This window comes from Natronorubrum thiooxidans (genome assembly GCF_900156475.1).
Taxonomy (GTDB): Archaea; Halobacteriota; Halobacteria; order Halobacteriales; family Natrialbaceae; genus Natronorubrum; species Natronorubrum thiooxidans.
In genome coordinates this window covers 14,862-34,707 of record NZ_FTNR01000011.1, presented here as the reverse complement: position 1 = coordinate 34,707, position 19,846 = coordinate 14,862, and the positions used below count along the sequence as shown (strand labels likewise).

Here is a 19,846-nt window from a genome sequence, read left to right as displayed (position 1 = left end):
GCATATGAGCAGGTTCGGCGAGGTCGACGACCAGTACGACCCCCACGCCCTAGAGCAGCGGGTGTTCGACTACTGGGACGACGTCGACGCCTACGAGCAGACGGTCGAGCATCGCTCCGACGGTGAATCGTTCTTTTTCGTCGACGGCCCGCCGTACACGTCGGGATCGGCACACATGGGGACGACCTGGAACAAGTCCCTCAAAGACGTCTACATCCGCTTCCTGCGCATGCAGGGGTACGACGTCACCGACCGGCCGGGCTATGACATGCACGGACTCCCGATCGAGACCAAAGTCGAGGAGAAACTCGGCTTCGAGAACAAGAAAGACATCGAGGAGTTCGGCGAGGAGAACTTCATCCAGGAGTGTAAGGACTACGCCGATGAGCAACTCGAGGGCCTCCAGTCCGATTTCAAATCCTTCGGCGTCTGGATGGACTGGGACAATCCGTACCGGACGGTCAGCCCCGAGTACATGGAAGCCGCCTGGTGGGGCTTCTCGAAGGCCGCCGACCGCGGCCTAGTCGAGAAAGGCCACCGGTCGATCTCGCAGTGTCCGCGCTGTGAGACCGCAATCGCGAACAACGAAGTCGAGTACGAGGACGTCGAGGACCCCTCGATCTACGTCAAATTCGACCTCACCGACCGCGAGGGTTCGATCGTCATCTGGACGACGACCCCGTGGACGATTCCGGCGAACACGTTCGTCGCCGTCGACGAGGAGGGTGACTACGTCGGCGTGCGCGCCGAAAAAGACGGTAAAGAGGAACTGCTGTACGTCGCCGAGGCCAAACACGAGGAGGTCCTCAAAGAGGGGCGCTACGAGGAGTACGAGGTCGTCGAAGAGCTGACCGGCGAGGACCTGCTCGGCTGGACGTACGAGCACCCGCTCGCCGAAGAGGTGCCCGACCACGTCGACGGCGACGGCGTGTTCGAAGTGTATACCGGCGAGTACGTCGACACCCACGGCGACGGTACCGGACTTGTTCACTCCGCGCCCGGCCACGGTGAAGAGGACTTCGAGCGCGGGACCGAGCTCGGCTTGCCGATCTTCTGTCCCGTCGGCGGCGACGGCGTCTACACCGACGAGGCCGGCACGTACGAGGGCCAGTTCGTCAAGGAGGCCGACGACAAGATCATGGCCGACCTCGAGGCCAACGGCGCGCTGCTCGCGTCGGGCACGGTCGACCACAGCTACGGCCACTGCTGGCGATGTGATACGGGTATCCTTCAGATCGTCACCGAGCAGTGGTTCATCACGATCACGGACGTCAAAGACGAACTCCTCGACAACATCGAGGACAGCGAGTGGTACCCACAATGGGCTCGCGACAACCGCTTCCGGGATTTCGTCGAAGAGGCTCCAGACTGGAACGTCTCGCGCCAGCGCTACTGGGGCATCCCGCTGCCGGTCTGGACGCCCGAGGATCGGGACGACGACGAGGACATGATCGTCATCGCGACGCGCGAGGAACTCGCCGACCAGGTCGACCAGGACGTCGATTCCGAGGCCGTCGATCTCCACAAGGACACCGTCGACGACCTCACCATCACCCAGGACGGGACCACCTACACCCGTGTTCCCGACGTTTTCGACGTCTGGCTCGACTCCTCCGTGGCGTCGTGGGGCACCCTTGACTTCCCATCCGACGACAGCACGTTCGACGAGCTCTGGCCCGCCGACTTCATCCTCGAGGCCCACGACCAGACCCGCGGCTGGTTCTGGTCCCAGCTGGGGATGGGCACCGCCGCGATGGGCGAGGTGCCATACGATAAGGTCCTGATGCACGGCCACGCCTTAGACGAAGACGGCCGCAAGATGTCGAAATCCGTCGGTAACGTCGTCGAGCCCGACACGGCGATCGAACGCCACGGCTCCGACGCGATGCGCATGTTCCTGCTCTCGGCGAACCCACAGGGTGACGACATGCGCTTCTCGTGGGACGAGATGGGCACGATGGAAAACCACCTCCGGACGCTGTGGAACGTCTTCCGCTTCCCGCTGCCGTACATGCGCCTGGACGGCTTCGATCCGACCGAGACGGACCTCGAAAGCGTCGATGACGATCTTGAACTCGTCGACGAGTGGATCCTCGCTCGGCTGCAGTCCACCAAAGACGAGATGACCGAGCACTTCGAAGAGTTCCGTCAGGACCGCGCGCTCGAGGCACTCCTCGAGTTCGTCGTCGAGGATGTCTCCCGGTTCTACGTGCAGGCCGTCCGCGAGCGCATGTGGGAGGAAGAGGACAGCGCCTCCAAGCAGGCCGCCTACGCGACGATCTACCGGGTGCTTCGGGAGAGCGTCGCCCTGCTCGCCCCGTACGCGCCGTTCGTCACCGAAGAAATCTACGGCACGCTCACCGGCGAGGACGGCCACGACACCGTCCACATGGAAGACTGGCCGGCCGTCGAGGAGTACTGGGTCGACGAACAGCTCGAGGAGGACGTCGCGCTCTTGCGAGCGATCGAGGAAGCCGGCGCGAACGCGCGCCAGCAGGCCGGCCGCAAGCTGCGCTGGCCCGTCCCGCGCGTCGTCGTCGCTGCCGACGACCAGCGCGTGGTCGAGGCCGTCGAACGACACACCACGCTGCTCGAGGAGCGGCTCAACGCTCGCGAGATCGAACTCGTCTCGCCGGACAGCCAGTGGGGCGAACTCGACTACAGCGCCGAAGCCGATATGAGCGAGCTCGGGCCGGCCTTCGGTGGCCGCGCCGGCGAGGTCATGACCGCACTCAACGAGGCCCGTATCGAGGAGACGACCCTCGAGGCACTCGAGGATGCCGTCGAAGACGTACTCGAAGACGGCGAGTCGATCACCGAGGCAATGGTCTCCTTTGTTACCGAGACACCCGACGGCGTCGCCGGCACCGCGTTCGGCCTCGACAACGACGACCGCGGTGTCGTCTACGTCGACGCCTCGCTAACCGTGGACATCGAGAGCGAGGGCTACGCCCGGGAGGTCATCCGCCGCGTCCAGGAGATGCGCAAGGACCTCGACTTAGACGTCGAAGAACGGATCGCACTGGACCTGTCGATCGACGACGACCGCGTGGCCGACCTCGTCGGCGAGCGCGAGGATCTCATCCGCGAGGAGGTTCGCGCCGACGAACTGGGCGACCTCGAGGTCGATACCGGCAACCGCAAGGAGTGGGAGGTCGAAGGCGTGACGATGGAAATCGCAGTCGAGCCGCTGGCGGCTGCGGAAGCGTCGGACTAAGCACCACCGCTAGCGACTCGGAAGCGTCGAAGTAACACTCACGAACGCTCGTTTTTCGCCCCAGTCAGGGCCGATTCGAATCGATACCGTACTCGAGAGCAACTGCTTTGAGCGCAACCCGGCGTCTCCCATCGAGATAGTTCGAATCGTAAACGCTCGATGCAAGAGATTCTCCGAGACGACTTCGGTGTGTCGACCACTCGAGAGTGGCAATCGACTCGGGACGATACCCGCGATAACGACCGTTTTCGTAGGATACGCCAGAACGCAGGCAGTGCTCTCACTTGGGAATCCGTCTCGAATCAGCTCGACTCGAGCAAAACGGTTAAGTCGAATCGGACTTTTTCGATATGTATGGGACTACTCGATCGCATCCTTGGACGCGACACGGACGAAACGGACGACGACTGTTGCTGTGGCGTCGAGATCGAAGAACTCGACTCGAGCGACGATGACTGATCAGCCTGGACTCGACGGGGACGGACCGAGCGAATCGGCAAGCGGGACGATCAATCGGATGAGCGAGGGAGCCTGCTGTGCGGGGACGTTTCCAGCAAACCGGAGGGTCAGCGACGACGTAATCGACAGTGAGCTGACTGTTTTCAAGGCGCTCGCGAACGAAAAGCGACTTCGGATCATCGAGGCGCTCCGGGATGGCGAGTTGTGTGCCTGTGAACTCGAGACGATTCTCGATGCGCCACAGTCGACCGTCGGCTCCCACCTCTCAAAGCTCCGCGAGGCCGGTATCGTTCGCACCCGCAAAGAAGGAAAGTGGACCTACTACCGAATCGCGGATACGGCGAGTCTCCAGGTACTCAATCTCGCCGCCGCGCTGGGTGAAGACGAACAATGATCCCCGCCGGCTACGAGACGGCGCTGGTCGATTCCGCCGAGTACTTCGTCCATCTGGCGCTCATCCTCGCCCCGCTGTTCGTCGGCGCATCGTTTCTCGTCGGCCTCGCACAGGAGTATCTCCCACCGGAGCGAGTCGAGGCGATGCTTCGGTCTCGAGACCACGGGAGCGGGAACGTCCTCGCCGCTGGACTTGGGGCGGTAACGCCGTTCTGTTCGTGTTCGACGGTGCCGGTCCTCGCCGGCTTGCTCGGTGCGGGTGCGCCGATCGGTCTCGCGTTCTCGTTTCTGCTCGCCTCGCCGATCGTCAACTGGATCGCCGTCATCCTGCTGTTCGGGCTCTTCGGGGCCAGCGTGACCGTCGCCTACGTCGTGACGGCGCTGTCCGCGGCGATCGTTGGTGGCATCGTCATCGGCACGCTCGATCTCGAAAACTACATTAAAGACGTTCGCATCACGGCAGGCGGACGTGAGATTACGACCGACGGCGGGACGACAACTGGCGGCGCAAGCTGTGCGTGTAGCGGCTCGGGCTCGGCCACGCGATCACACCGAGAGCGGGTTTCCGAAGCCGGTCGCGGGGCGCTGTCGTTTTTCTGGGATACGCTTCCCTACATCATCATCGGGATCACGATCGGGGCGCTCATCCACGGTGCGGTTCCGGAGGCGTTTCTCCAGCGGATCGCCGGGCCGTCGAATCCGCTCGCGACGCCGATGGCCGCACTGGCCGGCGCACCGATCTACGTGAGCATCAGCGGCATGCTGCCAATCGCCCACTCGCTGGCCGAACAGGGGATTCCCATCGGGACAGTGATCGCGTTTGTCATCGGTGGCGCTGGGATCAGCATCCCGAACCTGATCCTGTTGAACAAGCTCTTCGAACGGCGACTGCTGGCGGTCTATGCCAGCACCGTTGTGACGATCGGAATCACCGTCGGCGTGCTGTTCAATACGGTGCTGGCTGGCCTGCTCTAACGACAGCGCGTTTCGATCGCAGTGCAGGGTTTTCCGAACATCTCCACGTCGTAACAGTCATAATCGCTGACTCGCCAGAGCAGGGTAGTGACTACTCGAGTCGCCGTCTGTCTCGTCGTCGTGGTGTTGCTCGGGGCCGTCCCGGCCGGTGTCGTTGGGGTGTCGACGACAGCGCCCGAGTCCGGACCCAGTGGTGTCGCCCCATCGATCGCGCCCACCGTAAGCGGCGACTCGACCAGTTTAGCCGGTGAAAACGACGTCCTCCATCGGACGACAGAACTCCGACAGCGACCGGCTCAGCCGGGGACGTTCGAGACGACGATGACGTTCGACGTGCCGGAGCCGATGACCGGCCTCGAGGTCGACCTCGGATCAGAAGCTGACGTCCGCGCCGCTGAGGGCTTCGAGGCGACCGGCGAGGGAACGTACCGGTGGACCGAATCGACCGACGAGCCGAGCATCCGGTTTTCGATGCCGGCGAATCGAACGGGAACGGTCGACGGCCACGCACAGACGCGGGCGACCGACGGACAGGAGCAACACGGATCAGCCACGGCGACGGTGACAACACCCACGCAGGAGCGTGGCTACACGTTCATCGAGACCGGCGAGTGGGGGATCGTGCAGGTGCCCAGCGTCGGTCTCTCGTTTCGGACGACCACGCCCGGCCCGATCGGCATCGAGGAGACAGTTACCGTCGATGGCCCCGGCGTAGCCGGGAGCAAAATGGCCGTCTTCGGGCCGGTGACCGAACACGAACGGAGCGTCGATGGGGAGACGATCAGGCTGGCCGTCCCCGACGCGGCCGACCTGCACGAACGGCCGGCGGCCGTCCTCGACGCCCTCGAGGCCGCGAACCAGCGACTCGACGTTGGCTCGAGCCCCGCCGAGACCCTCATTATCGCCGCCCCGAGCGACGTCGACTGGGGGCCACGGGGGCTGCAGTACGGCCCGACTGACGCGTGGGTCGTCGCCGACGCGCCGCTCGAGGAGGCGACAAACGTCTGGCTGCACGAGTACGTCCACGTCCGACAGCGGTTTGCCAACCCGAACGTCGGGACGACGGCCGACAGCGAGTGGCTCGTCGAGGCCCAGGCGGAGTACTACGCCGGCCTGCTCGCGTACGAACAGGGATTGGTCTCGTTTGATGAGTTCAATCGATTCCTCGAGCGAGGCACGGAGTCGCCCGCTGCGGACGGCGTCCTCGCCGACCCGACGACCTGGGGCGAGGACAACACGAACTACCTGAAAGGGGCGCTGGTGTACGGCGAGCTGGATCGACAGGTGCGGCTGGCGACCGACGGCGACCGCAGTCTCGACGACGTGTTCCGGTCGCTAAACGCCCAGGACGAGCAGGTGAGCGAGGCCGACGTGCTGGCGGCACTCGAGACGGTTGGGAACGCCGAGATACGAGACCACGCCGAGCGATACACGCGAACTACGGAAACACCGGAGCTATGGAATCGGGTCGAGCACAGCGCCGCGTTCGACCAGTCGGGGGCGACTATCGAGTACGGACTCGGCTCGGCCCCGATTACGGTCGGCGACCAGCCGTGGGAGCGCTGGGACCGCAGCGACATCGACGGCCTCGATGACCGTTGGGACCCCGACAGCGGGACCGACCGCGGGGTGCTGGCGGTACCGGCCGGCGAGCGCGTCACGGTCCCAGTCACGATGGAAAACGTCGATGAGCGAGCCGGCACCGCCGATGTGAGCCTGCAGGCCGGCGGTGAGATCGTCGATGGCACCCAGCGCCATCTCGAGAGTGGCGAGCGGGCGACCGAGACGCTGTCGTGGACGCCGACGGAACCCGGCGTTTACGACGTTCGACTCGGCTCGGATCGACTGACGGTGGTCGTTCGTTCGGCCTCGAGTCTGACCGTGACCGAGCTGGCCGTCACTCCCGACAGTGTCGAGCCCGGTGAGGCAGTGACCGTGACCGCGACGGTCACAGCCAGTGGCAACCGTCCCGCTGCGGGCACACTCGAGTTCCGGACATCCGTTGAGACCGCCACCGGACAGCCGATCGCGCTCGCCCCCGGCGAAACCGGACTCGTCGAGGTACAGCTCCGGTTCGACGACGAGGGCCGCTACGAGGTCGCCGCTGGCGGGCAGTCAGCAACGGTCACTGTCGGCGGCGCACTCGAGGGACTCGAGTCGATTCCCGGCTTCGGCGTCATCGCCGGCGGTGTCGCGCTCGCAATGGCACTCGCAGTTGCGCTGCTCGGTCGACAGCGATAACGGCTCTCGAGCACCCGGCAGCACATCGAGCCGTCCGTCACTGGCGGTGCAATTAGGCGCGTTCCACCCGAAACACACACGTCCGGTCACCGTCGGCGGGACACGATAGTTCGGTAACTGTCGCGTCCGTCTCGAACGCATCGACCATCCCCTCGAGAACTCCCTGTGCCATCCCGCAGTAACACGGCTCCCGGTGCGTTCGATAGGTCACACGAACGGAGTCAGGTGACTCACGGGTTCCCGAAACGACAGGCACCGCGGTCGCGTTCGCCGTCGTGTCGACGCTCTCGACGATCGACTCGAGACGCTCGAGGACGGCGAACAGGTCCCCATCGTCGCGAACGTGCGCGGCGAACGTCGACAGGAGTTCGGGGGCGAGCGTTCGGCCGAAATCGCGTTCGATCTGCCGGCGATCCTGGACAGCCAGCGACGAGAGCGTCTCGAGGATGGCCTCGATTTCGGCATCGTCGTACGACGAGACAGAGAGATACAACGTGGGCTCGATGTCGGCTTGGTCGACAATTGAGGCCCATGTCTCCTCGTCGGTCTTTGCCATGACGTACTTTTCGAGTGTTTTGTGGATGATTCCGTGCATCAGGTCTCACTCCCTTCGGTTGCCCCCACGGACGACGGCCGGTTACTCGAGCACCCCCTGACAGGACACCAGCAGTCCGGACCGAATGGTCGCTTTGTAAGACTGTTACACAGAATGACTTAACAGTTACACCCACTCGAGCACCGCCACGTCGCGATCGCTCAGAGCTGGTCGGCGATCGCTGGCGCGACCGAGACGGCACTCACCGGTCGTTCGATCGTATCCGTGCCGTAGATCGCCTCGACACCGGCTCGAGAGAGTTTCGTCACTGCGTTATCGGCGAGCAGCGGGTGAACGCAGGTGAGGAACACGCGGCCGACGCCACGGTCTTGCAGGACGGAGACGGATTCACTCATCGTCGAACCCGTCGCGATAATGTCGTCCGCAACGACGACGTCGCGGCCGGCCACGTCGACATCGCTCGGCGTGATCTCGACGTCGGTGCCGGAGTGGCGTGTCTTCTCGAAGTAGTCCGTTTCGCCGCCGCCGTAGGCGTCCCGAACCGTTTCGGCGAGCTCGATCGCGCCCGCGTCGGGCGAGAGGAAGACGGGGTCCTCGAGGTCGGCGGGAAGCGGCTCGGCGAGTCGGCCGGCCGCGTCGACGGCGGTCGCCGTCGGCTCGAAGAACTCACACACCGATTCCTCGTGAGGCGTGACGGTCAGCACGCGATCCGCACCGGTCGAGATGGCTCGGGCGACCGCGCGGGCGGAGATCGGATGGCCCGCCTCGAACGCCTTGTCCTGGCGGCCGTAGCCCATATACGGCAGGACGGTAACGACCTCCTCGGCCCCGGCTTCCCGGACGGCGTCCTGTAACTGGAGCAGTTCGATATGGGCGTCGCTCGAGACGGTCGAAGCGACGACGATCGCGCGGTCGTCGTCGAAGTTGGGGACAGCAGCGAGCCGTTCGCCGTCCGGAAACCGGTCGTACTCGGCTATGGCGAGCGATACCTCGAGTTCACGGGCAAGCGCAGCGGCAAGCGTCTGTGAGTCAGCGCCGCTGACGATCGTGGTCATACTCGAGTGGACAGGACGGAGGATAAAACCCGTTTTCGTTCTCGCGTCCACCGTGAGTGACTGGCAGTGTCGTGATTCCGTCGCAGACAGTCACGCCTCGGCGTCGTCGATATCGGCGTCGCCGTCGCCACAAGGACCACTACCGGTGTCGCTCAGGAACGCCAGCTCGTCCTCACGGTCGATTCGCACGTAGAGGTTGAGACAGTCGGGTTCGTTCCACCTCGCAGGGGTGACTGCAACCGGCTCGCCGTGGTCGAGTCGTGCCGTCACGCGAACCTGGCCCGGATCCGTCGACCAGCTGCGCTCGAGCGTGACGGTTTCGTTTGCCTCGAGTGCCGTGGTCTCCCAGGCTTCGATCTCCCGGTCGAACTCGACGATGACGTCGACCGTGTGAGCGGTCTCATCCACGTTGTCGATCGTAATCTCGCCGAGGATCGTTCCCTCGACGTCGGTCGTACTGCCCGTTTCAGTGGGTTCAACATCGGGTTCATCATCAGGGTCCGCGTCGTCGTCCTCGGTGGGATCGTCATCGCTGCCGGAACAGCCAGCGACGGCACCGGTCAGGGCAGTCCCGGTAACGGCGAGGAGTCGGCGGCGTGGCAAGTCGCTCATGTTCGGAGCGAACGAATTCAGGATAGTTAAACTGTCCGGCAGGCGGCTCAGTATCTGGGAATAGCGAGCCCCGTGACGTCGCCCACACCGATCGTTCGCGACCGCCACTGGCCGTTGTCGTCGTCCGGTGTGGCCGAGAGGAACGTGCCCCGTTCGGTCACGGCATAGCACGTTTGCCCGTAGCCGATGCCGACGATGGACGCACTCGAGCGATCGTACTCCTGCCAGCCGTCCTCGCTGTACGCGTAGACCGTCGCTCCGGAGACCGCGTGAGCCCGCGCGAGTCGCCCCGGTTCGGTCTGCGGGTCCGCGGCGACGGTCTCGAAGTCACCCTCAAGGACTTTCATCCAGCCGTTACCGAGTTTGTAGAGTCCGTCTGCGGTGGCAGCGAGTGGAACACCGGCCGCAGAGACGTCCCGGACGTCCGTGAGGCCGGCGTGGTCGAGTCCATCCTCGTGGACACGGTAGACACCGCTGTCGGTGCCGACGAGGTCGCCATCGATCGCCCGAACCGTCGCGACGCCGTCGCTCTCGAGTGGCACCCAGTCGCCGTTATCAGACGGCACACCACCCTCCAGTCGGGCGACCTCGCCGTCGGGACTGGCTGCGAGTAGTCCGGTGTCGTCAGCGCCGACGGCGACCGCGGGGCCGAACCCGGTTTCGACGACGGTCTCACCGCTAGACTCGTCGCGCTCGTCGGGGAGGCTCAACAGCCGAACGTCTTCGTCGGTTGCGATTGCGACGACACCATCGGCCGCCGCGATATCGCGGGCGGTACAGCGGTCACAGAGGCCGAACTCGCCGACAGTGTCGTCGGCGACACGGACACGGACGACGCCGATCGAACTCGAGACGTAGGCCTCGATGGCTCCCTCGCGATCGCCGTAGACGCGTTTCTCCTCGATCGAGTGCATACGTAGCCGTCGGAGACCCCACCCCGAAAGCGTTCTGTCTGCTCCGGAATCCCTTTGAGGTGGCCACGCGGACTAGCGACTAATGCAAGTGTTCGGATCAAGCGGGACACGGGGCGTCGCCAACGAAGAGCTGACGCCTGCGTTCGTCCTGCGCGTCGCGAAAGCGGCAGGAACGGCCTGGGGAGCCGATCGGGTTGCTATCGCACGCGACACGCGGTACACGGGACGGATGCTCGCTGATGCGGCCGCAAGCGGGCTGGCGAGTACGGGAACCGACGTCGATCGGATCGGAATCGTTCCGACACCGGGGGCACAGTCCTACGCCGAACGGGAAGGCGTCCCCGTCATAATGATCACCGCGTCGCACAACCCGCCCCAGTACAACGGTGTCAAACTCGTCGGCAGCGACGGGATCGAACTCGTCGTCTCGGAACTCGAGCAGATCGAAGAGGTACTCCTCGCAGAAGCGTTCACAGTCGCCCCGTGGGACGAGACCGGTCGGTCCCGGACGATCGACGGCGTCAAAGAGACGTACGTCGACGAACTGCTCGCGGCGGTCGACCGAGAACCGATCGCCGACGCCGACCTGACGGTTGCGCTCGATCCCGGCCACGGTGCCGGCGCGCTCACGAGCCCCGAGTTCTTCCGGCAGCTCGGCTGTCGCGTCGTCACCGTCAACGGCCAGCCCGACGGCAAGTTCCCCGGGCGCAACCCCGAACCCGTCCCGGACAACCTCGAGGACCTGGGCCAACTGGTCCGGGCCACCGACGCCGACATCGGCATCGCTCACGACGGTGACGCCGACCGCGCCATCTTCTTCGACGAAACCGGTGCGTACGTCCAGGGCGACGCGACGCTTGCAGCACTCGCCGCCGCCGAACTCGAGGCCGGCGATACGACCGTCTCGGCGGTCAACGTCTCCCAGCGGCTGGTCGACGTCGTGGGCGACGTCGGGGCCGAACTCGAGCTCACCCCGATCGGCTCGACGAACATCATCACCCGGATCGAGGAACTCGAGGCCAACGGCAAGCGAGTACCGATCGCGGGCGAGGGCAACGGCGGGATCTTCTTCCCGTCGTTTCGGCTCACGCGGGACGGCGCGTTCACCGCAGCCCGGTTTCTCGAACTCGTCGCCGAACGCCCGGTCAGCGAGATCGTCGCCCCCTACGACGGCTACGCGAACGTCAGACACAACCTCGAGTACGAATCGACGGCCGAACGCGACGCGATGTTGGATGCCGCTGCAAACCACGCCCAGTCGTCCGACGCCGACCTCAACACCCGCGACGGCTACCGACTGGACCACGGCGACGCGTGGGTGCTGGCCCGCCCCTCCGGCACCGAACCGCTCGTCCGGGTCTACGCCGAGGCCCGCGACACCGAACGCGCTCGCGAACTGGCCGACGAGCTATACGAGACGCTGTCCGAGGCGAAAGCTAACGCCTAACTAGGATGCTCTCGAGGGCAGATTGCCCCCACCGAACACGTCTCAGCCCGGCACTGGACTGACGAGCACGAGACGCCACGAACGCCCAGGTTGTCAGACCGGATCCTCAACCTCGAGTGCGTCCTCGAGTGCGTCCTCGAGTGCGTCCCGTTCGCGCCGTAACGCCTCGAGTTCGTCCGCGATCCGACCGTCGGCCAGCCGCTCGCGTTCGTCGGGGGTGAGCTGGTCGACGGCCTGCGCGGCGGTCTGCAGCCGATCGTAGTCGAACTCGGGGTCGGTCGTGAGCCGTCGGAGCGAGCGGAGTTGGGCGACGACGTCCTCGTCGGCGACACGAGCCACGAACGGACGGATCTCGCGTATCTTTCGCTGCAGCACCCCCGCTTCGGCCGGCGGCCACGAAATCGTCAGTGGCTCGGCGTCGATCCCATCGAGATACGTCTGCTGGGTTGCGACCTTCCGTTTGAGTTCGTCCGCACTTTCGACGTAATGTGAGAGTTTCGACCGGGAGTAGTCGGCATACTCGAGCAGTTCCGGAATGGTGTACTCGCCAGCCGGGTCCTCCTGAATGTAGGTCGCCAGATCCGCCGGCGGCAGTTCGTAGGGCACGAACGGATACCAGCGGCTGCGATCGACCAGCGCGAACACCTCGCGGGCCGAGGCCTCGAGTCGAAACGCCTCGAACGCCGACTCGATCGCGTCGTTGTACGCCTCGATCGGTTCGCGAAGGTCCTCGACGGGGGCCTCGAGATCGGCAGTTGCGAGTTCGAGCAGCCGTTCGTGCTCGTCGATGTCGTCCGCGAGTTGCCGGCGGCGCTTGGCGGCGGCCGTCCGCGCGTTGGCAATGGCTTCGCGGGCCGTCTCGCGTTCCTCGAGTAACTCGGCATACTGCGCCGCCGGCTCCAGGGCCTCGTGGGCGCGTTCGAAATCCGATTCGCTGAGCCGGCGTTTATCGATCGCCTCGAGGGCGTCCTCGAACGCCGTTCGGCCCTTTAGATCGTCGGAAAGGCTCGTGACCAGCGTGTCGAACTTCCCCTCGAGTTCGATGTAGGCTTTGAAGTTCTCCCGGCCGGTCCCCGTCGCTCGGTCGATGTAGGCCTCGAGCAGGTCCGTCGCGTCTCGATAGGCGCTGGCGGCGTTGGTTACCGCCTCGCGTCCGTGGTCGTCGATCGCCGACTCGGCCTGTGCGAACCGCTTGCGTGCGGCCTCGAGGGCCTCGAGTGGCGTCTGTCCATCGTCGCTGGCGTCCGCGTCAGGGTGGTGAACGCGTTCGCTCATCGGTGATTAGTCGTCGTAGACGGCGTCGGGATCGAACACTTTTTCGCCGACGTTCTCGCCGTCGACCGTCCGGTAGAAACACGACCGGTGGCCGGTGTGGCACGCGCCGCCTGCCTGGTCGACCAGATAGAGCAGCGTGTCGGCATCACAGTCGACCCGGACCTCCTGGACATCCTGCGTGTGGCCACTTGTGGCTCCCTTCTCCCAAAGCTCGTCTCGGCTACGGGAGTAATAATGAGCGGTCCCCGTCTCCCGCGTGCGCTCTAAGGCTTCCGGCGAGACGTACGCGAGCATCAGTACCTCACCGGTGTCGGCGTCCTGTGCAACGGCGGGGACGAGTCCGTTCTCGCCGAAGTCGACCGCAACGTCGTCGGTCATACGTGAGGGGATGGCCGATGGGGCGATAGGTCTTTTGCCGAGAGGGTCAGCGAATCGACAACGACCCGTCGGTGTTCGATCCGAGCAAGTCTGCAGCCAACATTTATTACGATCCGTGTGGGCAGGAGACGGTGATGGCTGACTACACGAAAACCAACTATCGCGACGTCGGTGGGCAGAACGGGATGCATTTCCTCCGTGACGAACTGAACTGCGAGCACATGGGCGTCACCGTCGTCGAGTGCGAGCCCGGCTGGGAGGGGAAAGAACACGACCACGAGGAGGAAGGACACGAAGAAGTCTACCTGTTGATGGAAGGCGAAGCGACGGTCACCATCGACGACGAATCAGTCGACATGACCGACGGCGACGCGGTCCGAATCCCGCCGGACGCGACCCACCAGATCCACAACGGCGACACCGAGAGTCGATTCGTACTGATGGGCGCACCGTAGGCGCTCAGAGCCGTTCGTACGCGACGCCGTCGGTCGTCACGACCGCGAGAGTCACGCTACGGGCCAGCCGACCCCCCGTTCTGACGTGGTGTTCGGGCACCAGCGGCATCGCCACCGGCCGATAGGCGTTGGCGCGCATCGCAGCGATACCAGCGTAGCGACCGACTTCGCGATCCTGATCGAAGACGTGGATACGTCTGTCCGTGCCGCGACTGTACCGGTAGGGAAACGTCTCCGGATCGGGGCCGGAACAGGTCAGCGTGCCGGCCTCGAGGACGGCCTGTACCGAGCTGTCGGCCTCGAGTAGCAGCCGTGGCTCATCGGTATGCGTCCGCTCACGGCCGTCGTCGATCGAGGTCGTCACCGTCGACGACGTCTCCCGCCACTGCGGTTCTGTGTCGGTTCGCACGCAGGCATAGCGTCCGTCGGTCAGCGCAATCCGCTCCGGGGTCGAGTAAAACTGGCGACGGCCGTCGACACGCCCCCGGAGCAAGAACGGCTCGCCGAGAATCTCCCGTGCGTCCTCGAGGCCCCACGTGTCGACGACGAGCACCGGTGTTCGACCGGCGTCGACGGCGGTCGCGATTCGACTGGCGAGCGACAGCGGTGTGACGTCCCGGACGCGGTCGACCGACAGCGGGTCGTCAGGGCCACCGGTTGGGTGGTCGCCGTCGGTCGCCACCGCCGACAGCTCGTCGTTGGCCGACTCCGGACACCGGTAGCCGCGGTCGCGGAGATCCGCGAGAACGGTCGCGAGCCGCGAGGAATCGTAGTGGTGCATTGACAGCACTACGACCTCAGCTAATAAGAGCGCACGGCCAACACAGGCGCTGTCGACCGCCATGAGCGACCGGCGTTTGGCACCAGCCCCATACCCGTTTCGCCCGTCGTCCGAGTATGGACCGGCAAGACATCAGACACGCGTGGGACGCCGTCGCCGACGACTACGCCAGCACCCGCCGCGCCGACGGCGAAGACGCCGCCCTAATCGATGAGTTACTCGAGACGCTGCCCGACGAGCCAACCGTCCTCGATATCGGCTGTGGCGACGGGATGCGAACGCTTGCGAACCTCGCAGACGTCGAATCGATCGGGCTCGACCTCTCGAGTCGCCAGCTCGAGCTCGCTGCTGGCAACGTCCCCGAAGCCCATCTGATCCAGGGCGAGATGACGAGGCTCCCGCTGGCCGCGAACGCCGTCGACGCGATTACGGCGTATCACGCCGTCTTCCACGTTCCTCGAACCGAGCACCCGGCCGTCTACGACGAGTTCGCCCGCGTCCTCCGACCGGGTGGGCGACTCCTCGCAACGGTCGGCTCGAGTCCGTACGAGACGACCCAGCGCAACTGGCTCGGGAGCGGCCAGTCGATGTTCTTCAGCACGCCCGGTCGCCGTCGGACTCAGGACGCACTCGAGGCGGCGGGATTCGAGGTCATCTGGGAGCGAGTCGTCGACGATCCGCTGGGGAGTTCAGTGCCGTTCGTGCTGGCCGAGTATCAGAGATAGCGGACCAGAGCAGGGGACTCTATCGAATCCCTTGGGAGGTGATAGGTTTCAGGAGTCGTGCTGCATACACAGCGCGTGTGTAGCACGATCGCATCTCGATATCCGGAGAAACCATTATCGAGTAGCGGCAATTCCAAACAACTCACTCATGGATAGAGAGCCAGCATTTCGTGAAGTACAGCGGTTTCGCCAGCCGTGGATCTGGGCACTTCTCGGCGGTATCGCGCTTCTCATGCTCGTGTTAGGGCCCATATCGTGGGGAGGGCTCATCGTTATCGGCGCGATCGCTGGACTCATCTACAGTCTTCGTCTCCAGACCGAAGTGAGAGCCGACGGTATCTATCTCAAAATGTGGCCTCTTCACCGATCGTTCCGTCGAATTTCGTGGTCGGAGATCGAGCGATACGAGTCGAAACGGTACAGGCCACTTCGTGAGTTTGGCGGCTGGGGAATCCGGTGGGCACCCGGGAAACTCGCTTACAACGTCAGTGGCGATCAGGGGGTCTGGATCGAACGGACGAACGGGCGTGCAATTCTCGTCGGATCACAACATGCCGAGGAATTTGTCAGGGCCATTGATGAGACAGTACAGTAGCTTTGCCCCGGTTTTGCGTCTTGACCACTATCGAGAGTGAGTAGGCGAAACTTCGTTAGAGATGAGTGCTGAACTAATACTCTGTATCTCGCACACCCCTACGGACAGAAAATCGATATTTCGCTCCACACCCGCAAGGGTACACAGCGCGTATGCAGTGCGAAAGGGCTGGAACGTTCGATCAGTTTATTCGAGATTCTTCACGGCACAGCCACACAACTCTGCACAGAATCTAGACCGAATTTGAACCGAAATGGGTGCGAATTTGTGCGGTTCTTGAAAAATCTATATTTTCGATCTTCTCGTGCGACCAACTGCTATGTCAGACAACAGTACGACACGACGTCGAGTTCTGAAGATCGCAGGTGGCATGACAGTGGTTGCACTCGCCGGATGTACAGGCAGCGAAGACGGCAGCGACGAACCGTCTGGAGATGACTCGATGGATGACGAATCCATGAACGACGATTCGATGGAGGAATCTCGTACAATGGACCCAGAGGAGGCATCCCGGGCGGAGATCGACCGGTTCAGCGAGGAGGCAGGGACGCTGATGGTGCGTACCGAGATGAACGACCTGCCGGACCCCGACGAACCCGTCGACTTCGATCAGGGGCCGTTCATCACGCAGGGACTCGGTCCCGGCGGCGAGGCCGTCGAGTACTACAACTTTGACGTGCAACCGGCCGAGCCCGCGCCCATCTACGCGTTCTTCAGGGAGAATGGCGATCCGGTCGGGGACCAGCTCAACGTCATCGACGTGATTCCCGGTGACGGTGGGTACAACGATTTCTGGCACGTCCACGAGGTCACGGTCCCCGACGACTACGAGGCCAATACGGTAACGAGCGGCGACGATCTGATGGGGTCCGACCTCGAAATCACGGGCACTGACACCATCAAGAACTGTCCAGTCGTCCCCGAGGGCTCCACGGCCACCAAACGCGCAGGCGACGAGGACGAGGGACTGATCGAGGGCTGGTACGAGGGGGAGGTCGTCAGTTACTTCCTCTTCGAGGAGGCGCCGCTGGAGGCGACCGACGGCAACAAGGTGCCGGTTTCGCCCATCTACGTCTCCTTCAACACGAACCCCGACGAGGATGGCGGTGGCCCGCAGTCGGGGTTCATGACCGAGGAGATGAGCGACCAAACGCACAACGTCGTCGCCTCGCTGCCGGGCGACGAGAGCTATTCGCCACTGTGGACGGTCACCGTTTACGACAATGCCGATTTCGAGGACGTTTCGGACCTCGATACGGCCACCTCGGCGACCATCCTCGATACTGACACCGCCACCGTCAACTGTCCCATCGTCTCCGTGGGGATGGAGTGAACGGATGAGCGAGAGGTGGACATAACGATGGTGGAATATCCATCCCGCAACGCTGTCGCGTTCGCGACGCTCGCGGGCATGACCGGCGTCGCAGGATCCTACATGGCGGCGGGATACACCCGGGAGTTCCTCGTCGCGCCCATCGACGACCTCGTCGTCAGGGCCACACCGGGACCAATCGTCGCCTGGATGATAGAGAACGTCGGCGAACAGGGGCATCTACTGCATATTGCGCTTTCGTTCGTTATCGCAACTGGACTGCTCGCGGGCACTGCGATCGTTGGGCTTCATATTGCTCAAGGATTCGAGCAGCCCGTGATCGGTATTGGCCTGTCCGGCGTCCTGGCGTGGAGCCTGACTGCCTTGATTACAGCAGAGCCACTACTCGCAGTCGGTGCTGCTGGCCCTGTAGCAGTACTTACCGCCGTTGGCGCCACGCCGCTCGCCGCTCCCAAACACGACCCATCGCGGCGGCGTGCACTCATCTCGAGCGTGGGCGCTTTGGCCTTCGTCGGCACAGCTATCGGCCTCCGTCGACTGGCGGCCGACGACGACACCACCGGCGGCGAAAGCGAGACGACGGACGACGCGGTGGCCACGCTGCTGCAGGAGGCCGAAGCGAAGTCCCTCGACATCCGTGGCGACGTTCCGGGACTCGTGAGTACGTTCGAGGAGTTCTACAACGTCGACATAGCGGAGTTCGACCCGAACCTCTCGCCCGACGACTGGTCGCTGACGATCACGGGGGAAGTCGGTGACGACGTAACCGTTACGTTCGACGAACTGACGGATATGCCGACCGAGCGGCGGTTCGTGACGCTCCGGTGTGTCGGCGAGGGCCTGAACGGTGCGAAGCTGGACAACGCCGTCTGGACAGGGACGCCGATCGAACCGCTCCTCGAGATGGCCGACCCCGAGGGCGAATGCGGGTGTGCGATGCTCCGTGCGGCGGACGGGTACTTCGTCCAGTTCCCGATCGAGGCCCTCGAAGACGGCTTTCTCGCGTGGGGCATGAACGGTCGGTCGCTCCCCGAGTCTCACGGACATCCGGTGCGTGTGCTGATCCCCGGTCACTGGGGCGAGACGAACGTCAAGTGGCTCACCGAGATCGAACTCCTAGACGAGGAGATGGACGGCTACTGGGAACAGCGCGGTTGGCACGGCACCGGGCCGGTGAACACCGTCGCCAAACTCTGGAGTGACACTGTGCTCGATAACGGGAACGTCGAGGTGGCCGGCCACGCCTACGCCGGGACGCGGGGCATCGAGCGCGTGGAAGTCTCGACGGACGGGGGCGGAACCTGGCAGGACGCGGACCTCTCGGAGCCGCTTCCCGGAATCGACGTGTGGCGACAGTGGCGCTACGAGTTCGAACCCGACGGCAGCCACGAGGTCGTGGTTCGAGCGATCGACGGCGAGGGGGACCTCCAGCCCGAAGAGCGGTCGGACGCGTTCCCGAGCGGGGCGACCGGCTGGGTCACGAAGACGGTACACGGATGACCGCCGGACTCATAGTCTCCCGATACGAGGGCACGCACGGATGGAGAAGGCACTCTGGTATCTCCTCGTTGGCACGCGTGGCGGCGAGAACCGTGTGCGCATTATCGCCGCTCTCGACGATCGACCCCGGAACGCCAATCAGCTCGCGGAGTGCCTCGATGTCGATTACAATACCGTGAGACACCACCTCGACATGTTACAGAAACACGACGTTATTGAATCCGGTGGCGACGAGTACGGGAAGTTGTACTTCCTGACCGATCAGTTCGAGCGACACCGCGAGGAGTTCGAAACCGTTCTGGAGGCGATGTGAATGGCGGGGGCAATGGAACCCTGGATGCTGGCGGCGACCCTCTTCTCGGCAGTGAATGTACTTCTCCTGGCGGTGTTGACGGTTATCTGGGTTCGTAACTACCGAACGTTCGGATCCGAGATGACCGCAGGGTTGGCCATGTTCGGCGTCGTTCTGCTCCTTGAGAATGTCGTCGCAATTTACTTCTTTTTCAGCACCGGGATGCTCTACGCTAATTCCCCAGGCGTCCAGCAGTCCGTAACCACTCTCCGTGCGCTTCAGACCGTCGCTCTGGCTTTCCTCACTTACGTCACCGCTAAGTGACGTGATTTCGATTATCCTCTCGAAAATTCACTCCGGTTTGAAATCCATCCTGAATATATTCTCTGAGTCGGTCACGCCACTCCTGACAGAAGCCGAGTGGTTCGAATAACTTGTGCTGAACTCACAGCGCGTATCGGTTACTGGCCAGTTGGCGTCTATCGGTGGTTGGAAGTGAGAGAGACAGGGTACGTCTCTACCAGTACGAACGCTGGGCGAACAGAGGGTTATTGAGGCTGGTCCTCTGACTCGGTCACCGACTCCTCGACGCTCGTGACAAGTCGTGACTCGAAAGCGCCGTTGAGGGGAACCAGCAATCCCC

At 63.9% G+C, this 19,846-nt stretch carries 19 protein-coding genes; 12 read left to right on the top strand and 7 right to left on the bottom strand.

Going from position 1 to position 19,846, the window contains the following annotated elements; translation table 11 throughout:
* Positions 1-4: 4 nt before the first annotated feature.
* From ileS to BW940_RS14430, 4 genes are all read left to right on the top strand, one after another.
* The gene (gene ileS / locus BW940_RS14450; protein WP_076609926.1) at positions 5-3,217 is read left to right on the top strand and encodes an isoleucine--tRNA ligase; all 3,213 of its coding nucleotides are present in this window, start codon (positions 5-7) and stop codon (positions 3,215-3,217) included.
* 451 nt (positions 3,218-3,668) lie between these two features.
* Positions 3,669-4,070, top strand: coding sequence for an ArsR/SmtB family transcription factor (locus tag BW940_RS14440; protein ID WP_076609924.1), 402 nt, complete (start codon positions 3,669-3,671; stop codon positions 4,068-4,070).
* Positions 4,067-5,044 carry a permease gene (locus tag BW940_RS14435; RefSeq protein ID WP_076609923.1) on the top strand — a complete coding sequence of 326 codons (978 nt, stop codon included), beginning with the start codon at positions 4,067-4,069 and terminating at the stop codon, positions 5,042-5,044. Before BW940_RS14440 ends, BW940_RS14435 begins: the two co-directional genes overlap by 4 nt.
* Before the next feature lie 87 nt (positions 5,045-5,131).
* Positions 5,132-7,285 (top strand): hypothetical protein, encoded by a 2,154-nt coding sequence (locus BW940_RS14430; RefSeq protein ID WP_076609922.1) that lies wholly within the window; start codon positions 5,132-5,134, stop codon positions 7,283-7,285.
* Between the two features lie 52 nt (positions 7,286-7,337).
* Here BW940_RS14430 and BW940_RS14425 read toward each other — a convergent pair whose 3' ends face one another.
* The 4 genes from BW940_RS14425 to BW940_RS14410 all read right to left on the bottom strand — a co-directional run bounded on the left by BW940_RS14425 (position 7,338) and on the right by BW940_RS14410 (position 10,422).
* Positions 7,338-7,880 carry a heme NO-binding domain-containing protein gene (locus tag BW940_RS14425; RefSeq protein ID WP_076609921.1) on the bottom strand — a complete coding sequence of 181 codons (543 nt, stop codon included), beginning with the start codon at positions 7,878-7,880 and terminating at the stop codon, positions 7,338-7,340.
* A gap of 161 nt (positions 7,881-8,041) precedes the next feature.
* Positions 8,042-8,896, bottom strand: coding sequence for a ribose-phosphate diphosphokinase (locus tag BW940_RS14420; protein WP_076609920.1), 855 nt, complete (start codon positions 8,894-8,896; stop codon positions 8,042-8,044).
* Positions 8,897-8,986: 90 nt separating this feature from the next.
* A complete protein-coding gene (locus BW940_RS14415) occupies positions 8,987-9,508 on the bottom strand; it encodes a hypothetical protein (protein WP_076609919.1) in 522 nt (173 codons plus the stop codon).
* Between the two features lie 47 nt (positions 9,509-9,555).
* Positions 9,556-10,422 (bottom strand): HVO_0234 family beta-propeller protein, encoded by an 867-nt coding sequence (locus tag BW940_RS14410; protein ID WP_076609918.1) that lies wholly within the window; start codon positions 10,420-10,422, stop codon positions 9,556-9,558.
* Between the two features lie 82 nt (positions 10,423-10,504).
* On the opposite strand from BW940_RS14410, the gene glmM reads away from it, so the two are divergent.
* Complete coding sequence (gene glmM / locus BW940_RS14405; RefSeq protein ID WP_076609917.1) at positions 10,505-11,869, top strand: phosphoglucosamine mutase; 1,365 nt, start codon at positions 10,505-10,507, stop codon at positions 11,867-11,869.
* 93 nt (positions 11,870-11,962) lie between these two features.
* Here glmM and BW940_RS14400 read toward each other — a convergent pair whose 3' ends face one another.
* Both BW940_RS14400 and hisI read right to left on the bottom strand, forming a co-directional pair.
* Complete coding sequence (locus tag BW940_RS14400; protein WP_076609916.1) at positions 11,963-13,144, bottom strand: DUF7118 family protein; 1,182 nt, start codon at positions 13,142-13,144, stop codon at positions 11,963-11,965.
* Positions 13,145-13,150: 6 nt separating this feature from the next.
* Positions 13,151-13,522 (bottom strand): phosphoribosyl-AMP cyclohydrolase, encoded by a 372-nt coding sequence (hisI, locus tag BW940_RS14395; RefSeq protein WP_076609915.1) that lies wholly within the window; start codon positions 13,520-13,522, stop codon positions 13,151-13,153.
* Positions 13,523-13,656: 134 nt separating this feature from the next.
* Here hisI and BW940_RS14390 point away from each other — a divergent pair, with 134 nt between their 5' ends.
* Entirely contained in the window at positions 13,657-13,977 is a 321-nt protein-coding gene (locus BW940_RS14390) for a cupin domain-containing protein (RefSeq protein ID WP_076610027.1), read from the top strand.
* 4 nt (positions 13,978-13,981) lie between these two features.
* Here the strand turns inward: BW940_RS14390 and BW940_RS14385 are convergent, their stop codons facing one another.
* Positions 13,982-14,758: a hypothetical protein gene (locus BW940_RS14385; RefSeq protein ID WP_076609914.1), complete on the bottom strand. Its 777-nt coding sequence runs from the start codon at positions 14,756-14,758 to the stop codon at positions 13,982-13,984.
* Positions 14,759-14,874: 116 nt separating this feature from the next.
* On the opposite strand from BW940_RS14385, the gene BW940_RS14380 reads away from it, so the two are divergent.
* From BW940_RS14380 to BW940_RS14355, 6 genes are all read left to right on the top strand, one after another.
* Positions 14,875-15,483: a class I SAM-dependent methyltransferase gene (locus BW940_RS14380; RefSeq protein WP_076609913.1), complete on the top strand. Its 609-nt coding sequence runs from the start codon at positions 14,875-14,877 to the stop codon at positions 15,481-15,483.
* A gap of 148 nt (positions 15,484-15,631) precedes the next feature.
* Positions 15,632-16,078, top strand: a complete 447-nt coding sequence (locus BW940_RS14375; protein WP_076609912.1) for a hypothetical protein — start codon at positions 15,632-15,634, stop codon at positions 16,076-16,078.
* Positions 16,079-16,397: 319 nt separating this feature from the next.
* Positions 16,398-17,411 (top strand): hypothetical protein, encoded by a 1,014-nt coding sequence (locus BW940_RS14370; protein WP_076609911.1) that lies wholly within the window; start codon positions 16,398-16,400, stop codon positions 17,409-17,411.
* Positions 17,412-17,438: 27 nt separating this feature from the next.
* The gene (locus BW940_RS14365; protein ID WP_076609910.1) at positions 17,439-18,911 is read left to right on the top strand and encodes a molybdopterin-dependent oxidoreductase; all 1,473 of its coding nucleotides are present in this window, start codon (positions 17,439-17,441) and stop codon (positions 18,909-18,911) included.
* Positions 18,912-18,951: 40 nt separating this feature from the next.
* Positions 18,952-19,224: a winged helix-turn-helix domain-containing protein gene (locus tag BW940_RS14360; RefSeq protein ID WP_076609909.1), complete on the top strand. Its 273-nt coding sequence runs from the start codon at positions 18,952-18,954 to the stop codon at positions 19,222-19,224.
* Positions 19,225-19,527, top strand: coding sequence for a hypothetical protein (locus BW940_RS14355; protein WP_076609908.1), 303 nt, complete (start codon positions 19,225-19,227; stop codon positions 19,525-19,527). It begins immediately after the preceding gene.
* Positions 19,528-19,846 lie beyond the last annotated feature (319 nt).

Bases quoted from the DNA above. Each gene is read 5' to 3' on its own strand.
- ileS (WP_076609926.1), top strand. From the start codon at position 5: ATGAGCAGGTTCGGCGAGGTCGACGACCAGTACGACCCCCACGCCCTA.
- BW940_RS14440 (WP_076609924.1), top strand. From the start codon at position 3,669: ATGACTGATCAGCCTGGACTCGACGGGGACGGACCGAGCGAATCGGCA.
- BW940_RS14435 (WP_076609923.1), top strand. From the start codon at position 4,067: ATGATCCCCGCCGGCTACGAGACGGCGCTGGTCGATTCCGCCGAGTAC.
- BW940_RS14425 (WP_076609921.1), bottom strand. From the start codon at position 7,880: ATGCACGGAATCATCCACAAAACACTCGAAAAGTACGTCATGGCAAAG.
- BW940_RS14420 (WP_076609920.1), bottom strand. From the start codon at position 8,896: ATGACCACGATCGTCAGCGGCGCTGACTCACAGACGCTTGCCGCTGCG.
- BW940_RS14415 (WP_076609919.1), bottom strand. From the start codon at position 9,508: ATGAGCGACTTGCCACGCCGCCGACTCCTCGCCGTTACCGGGACTGCC.
- BW940_RS14410 (WP_076609918.1), bottom strand. From the start codon at position 10,422: ATGCACTCGATCGAGGAGAAACGCGTCTACGGCGATCGCGAGGGAGCC.
- glmM (WP_076609917.1), top strand. From the start codon at position 10,505: ATGCAAGTGTTCGGATCAAGCGGGACACGGGGCGTCGCCAACGAAGAG.
- BW940_RS14400 (WP_076609916.1), bottom strand. From the start codon at position 13,144: ATGAGCGAACGCGTTCACCACCCTGACGCGGACGCCAGCGACGATGGA.
- hisI (WP_076609915.1), bottom strand. From the start codon at position 13,522: ATGACCGACGACGTTGCGGTCGACTTCGGCGAGAACGGACTCGTCCCC.
- BW940_RS14390 (WP_076610027.1), top strand. From the start codon at position 13,657: ATGGCTGACTACACGAAAACCAACTATCGCGACGTCGGTGGGCAGAAC.
- BW940_RS14385 (WP_076609914.1), bottom strand. From the start codon at position 14,758: ATGCACCACTACGATTCCTCGCGGCTCGCGACCGTTCTCGCGGATCTC.
- BW940_RS14380 (WP_076609913.1), top strand. From the start codon at position 14,875: ATGGACCGGCAAGACATCAGACACGCGTGGGACGCCGTCGCCGACGAC.
- BW940_RS14375 (WP_076609912.1), top strand. From the start codon at position 15,632: ATGGATAGAGAGCCAGCATTTCGTGAAGTACAGCGGTTTCGCCAGCCG.
- BW940_RS14370 (WP_076609911.1), top strand. From the start codon at position 16,398: ATGTCAGACAACAGTACGACACGACGTCGAGTTCTGAAGATCGCAGGT.
- BW940_RS14365 (WP_076609910.1), top strand. From the start codon at position 17,439: ATGGTGGAATATCCATCCCGCAACGCTGTCGCGTTCGCGACGCTCGCG.
- BW940_RS14360 (WP_076609909.1), top strand. From the start codon at position 18,952: ATGGAGAAGGCACTCTGGTATCTCCTCGTTGGCACGCGTGGCGGCGAG.
- BW940_RS14355 (WP_076609908.1), top strand. From the start codon at position 19,225: ATGGCGGGGGCAATGGAACCCTGGATGCTGGCGGCGACCCTCTTCTCG.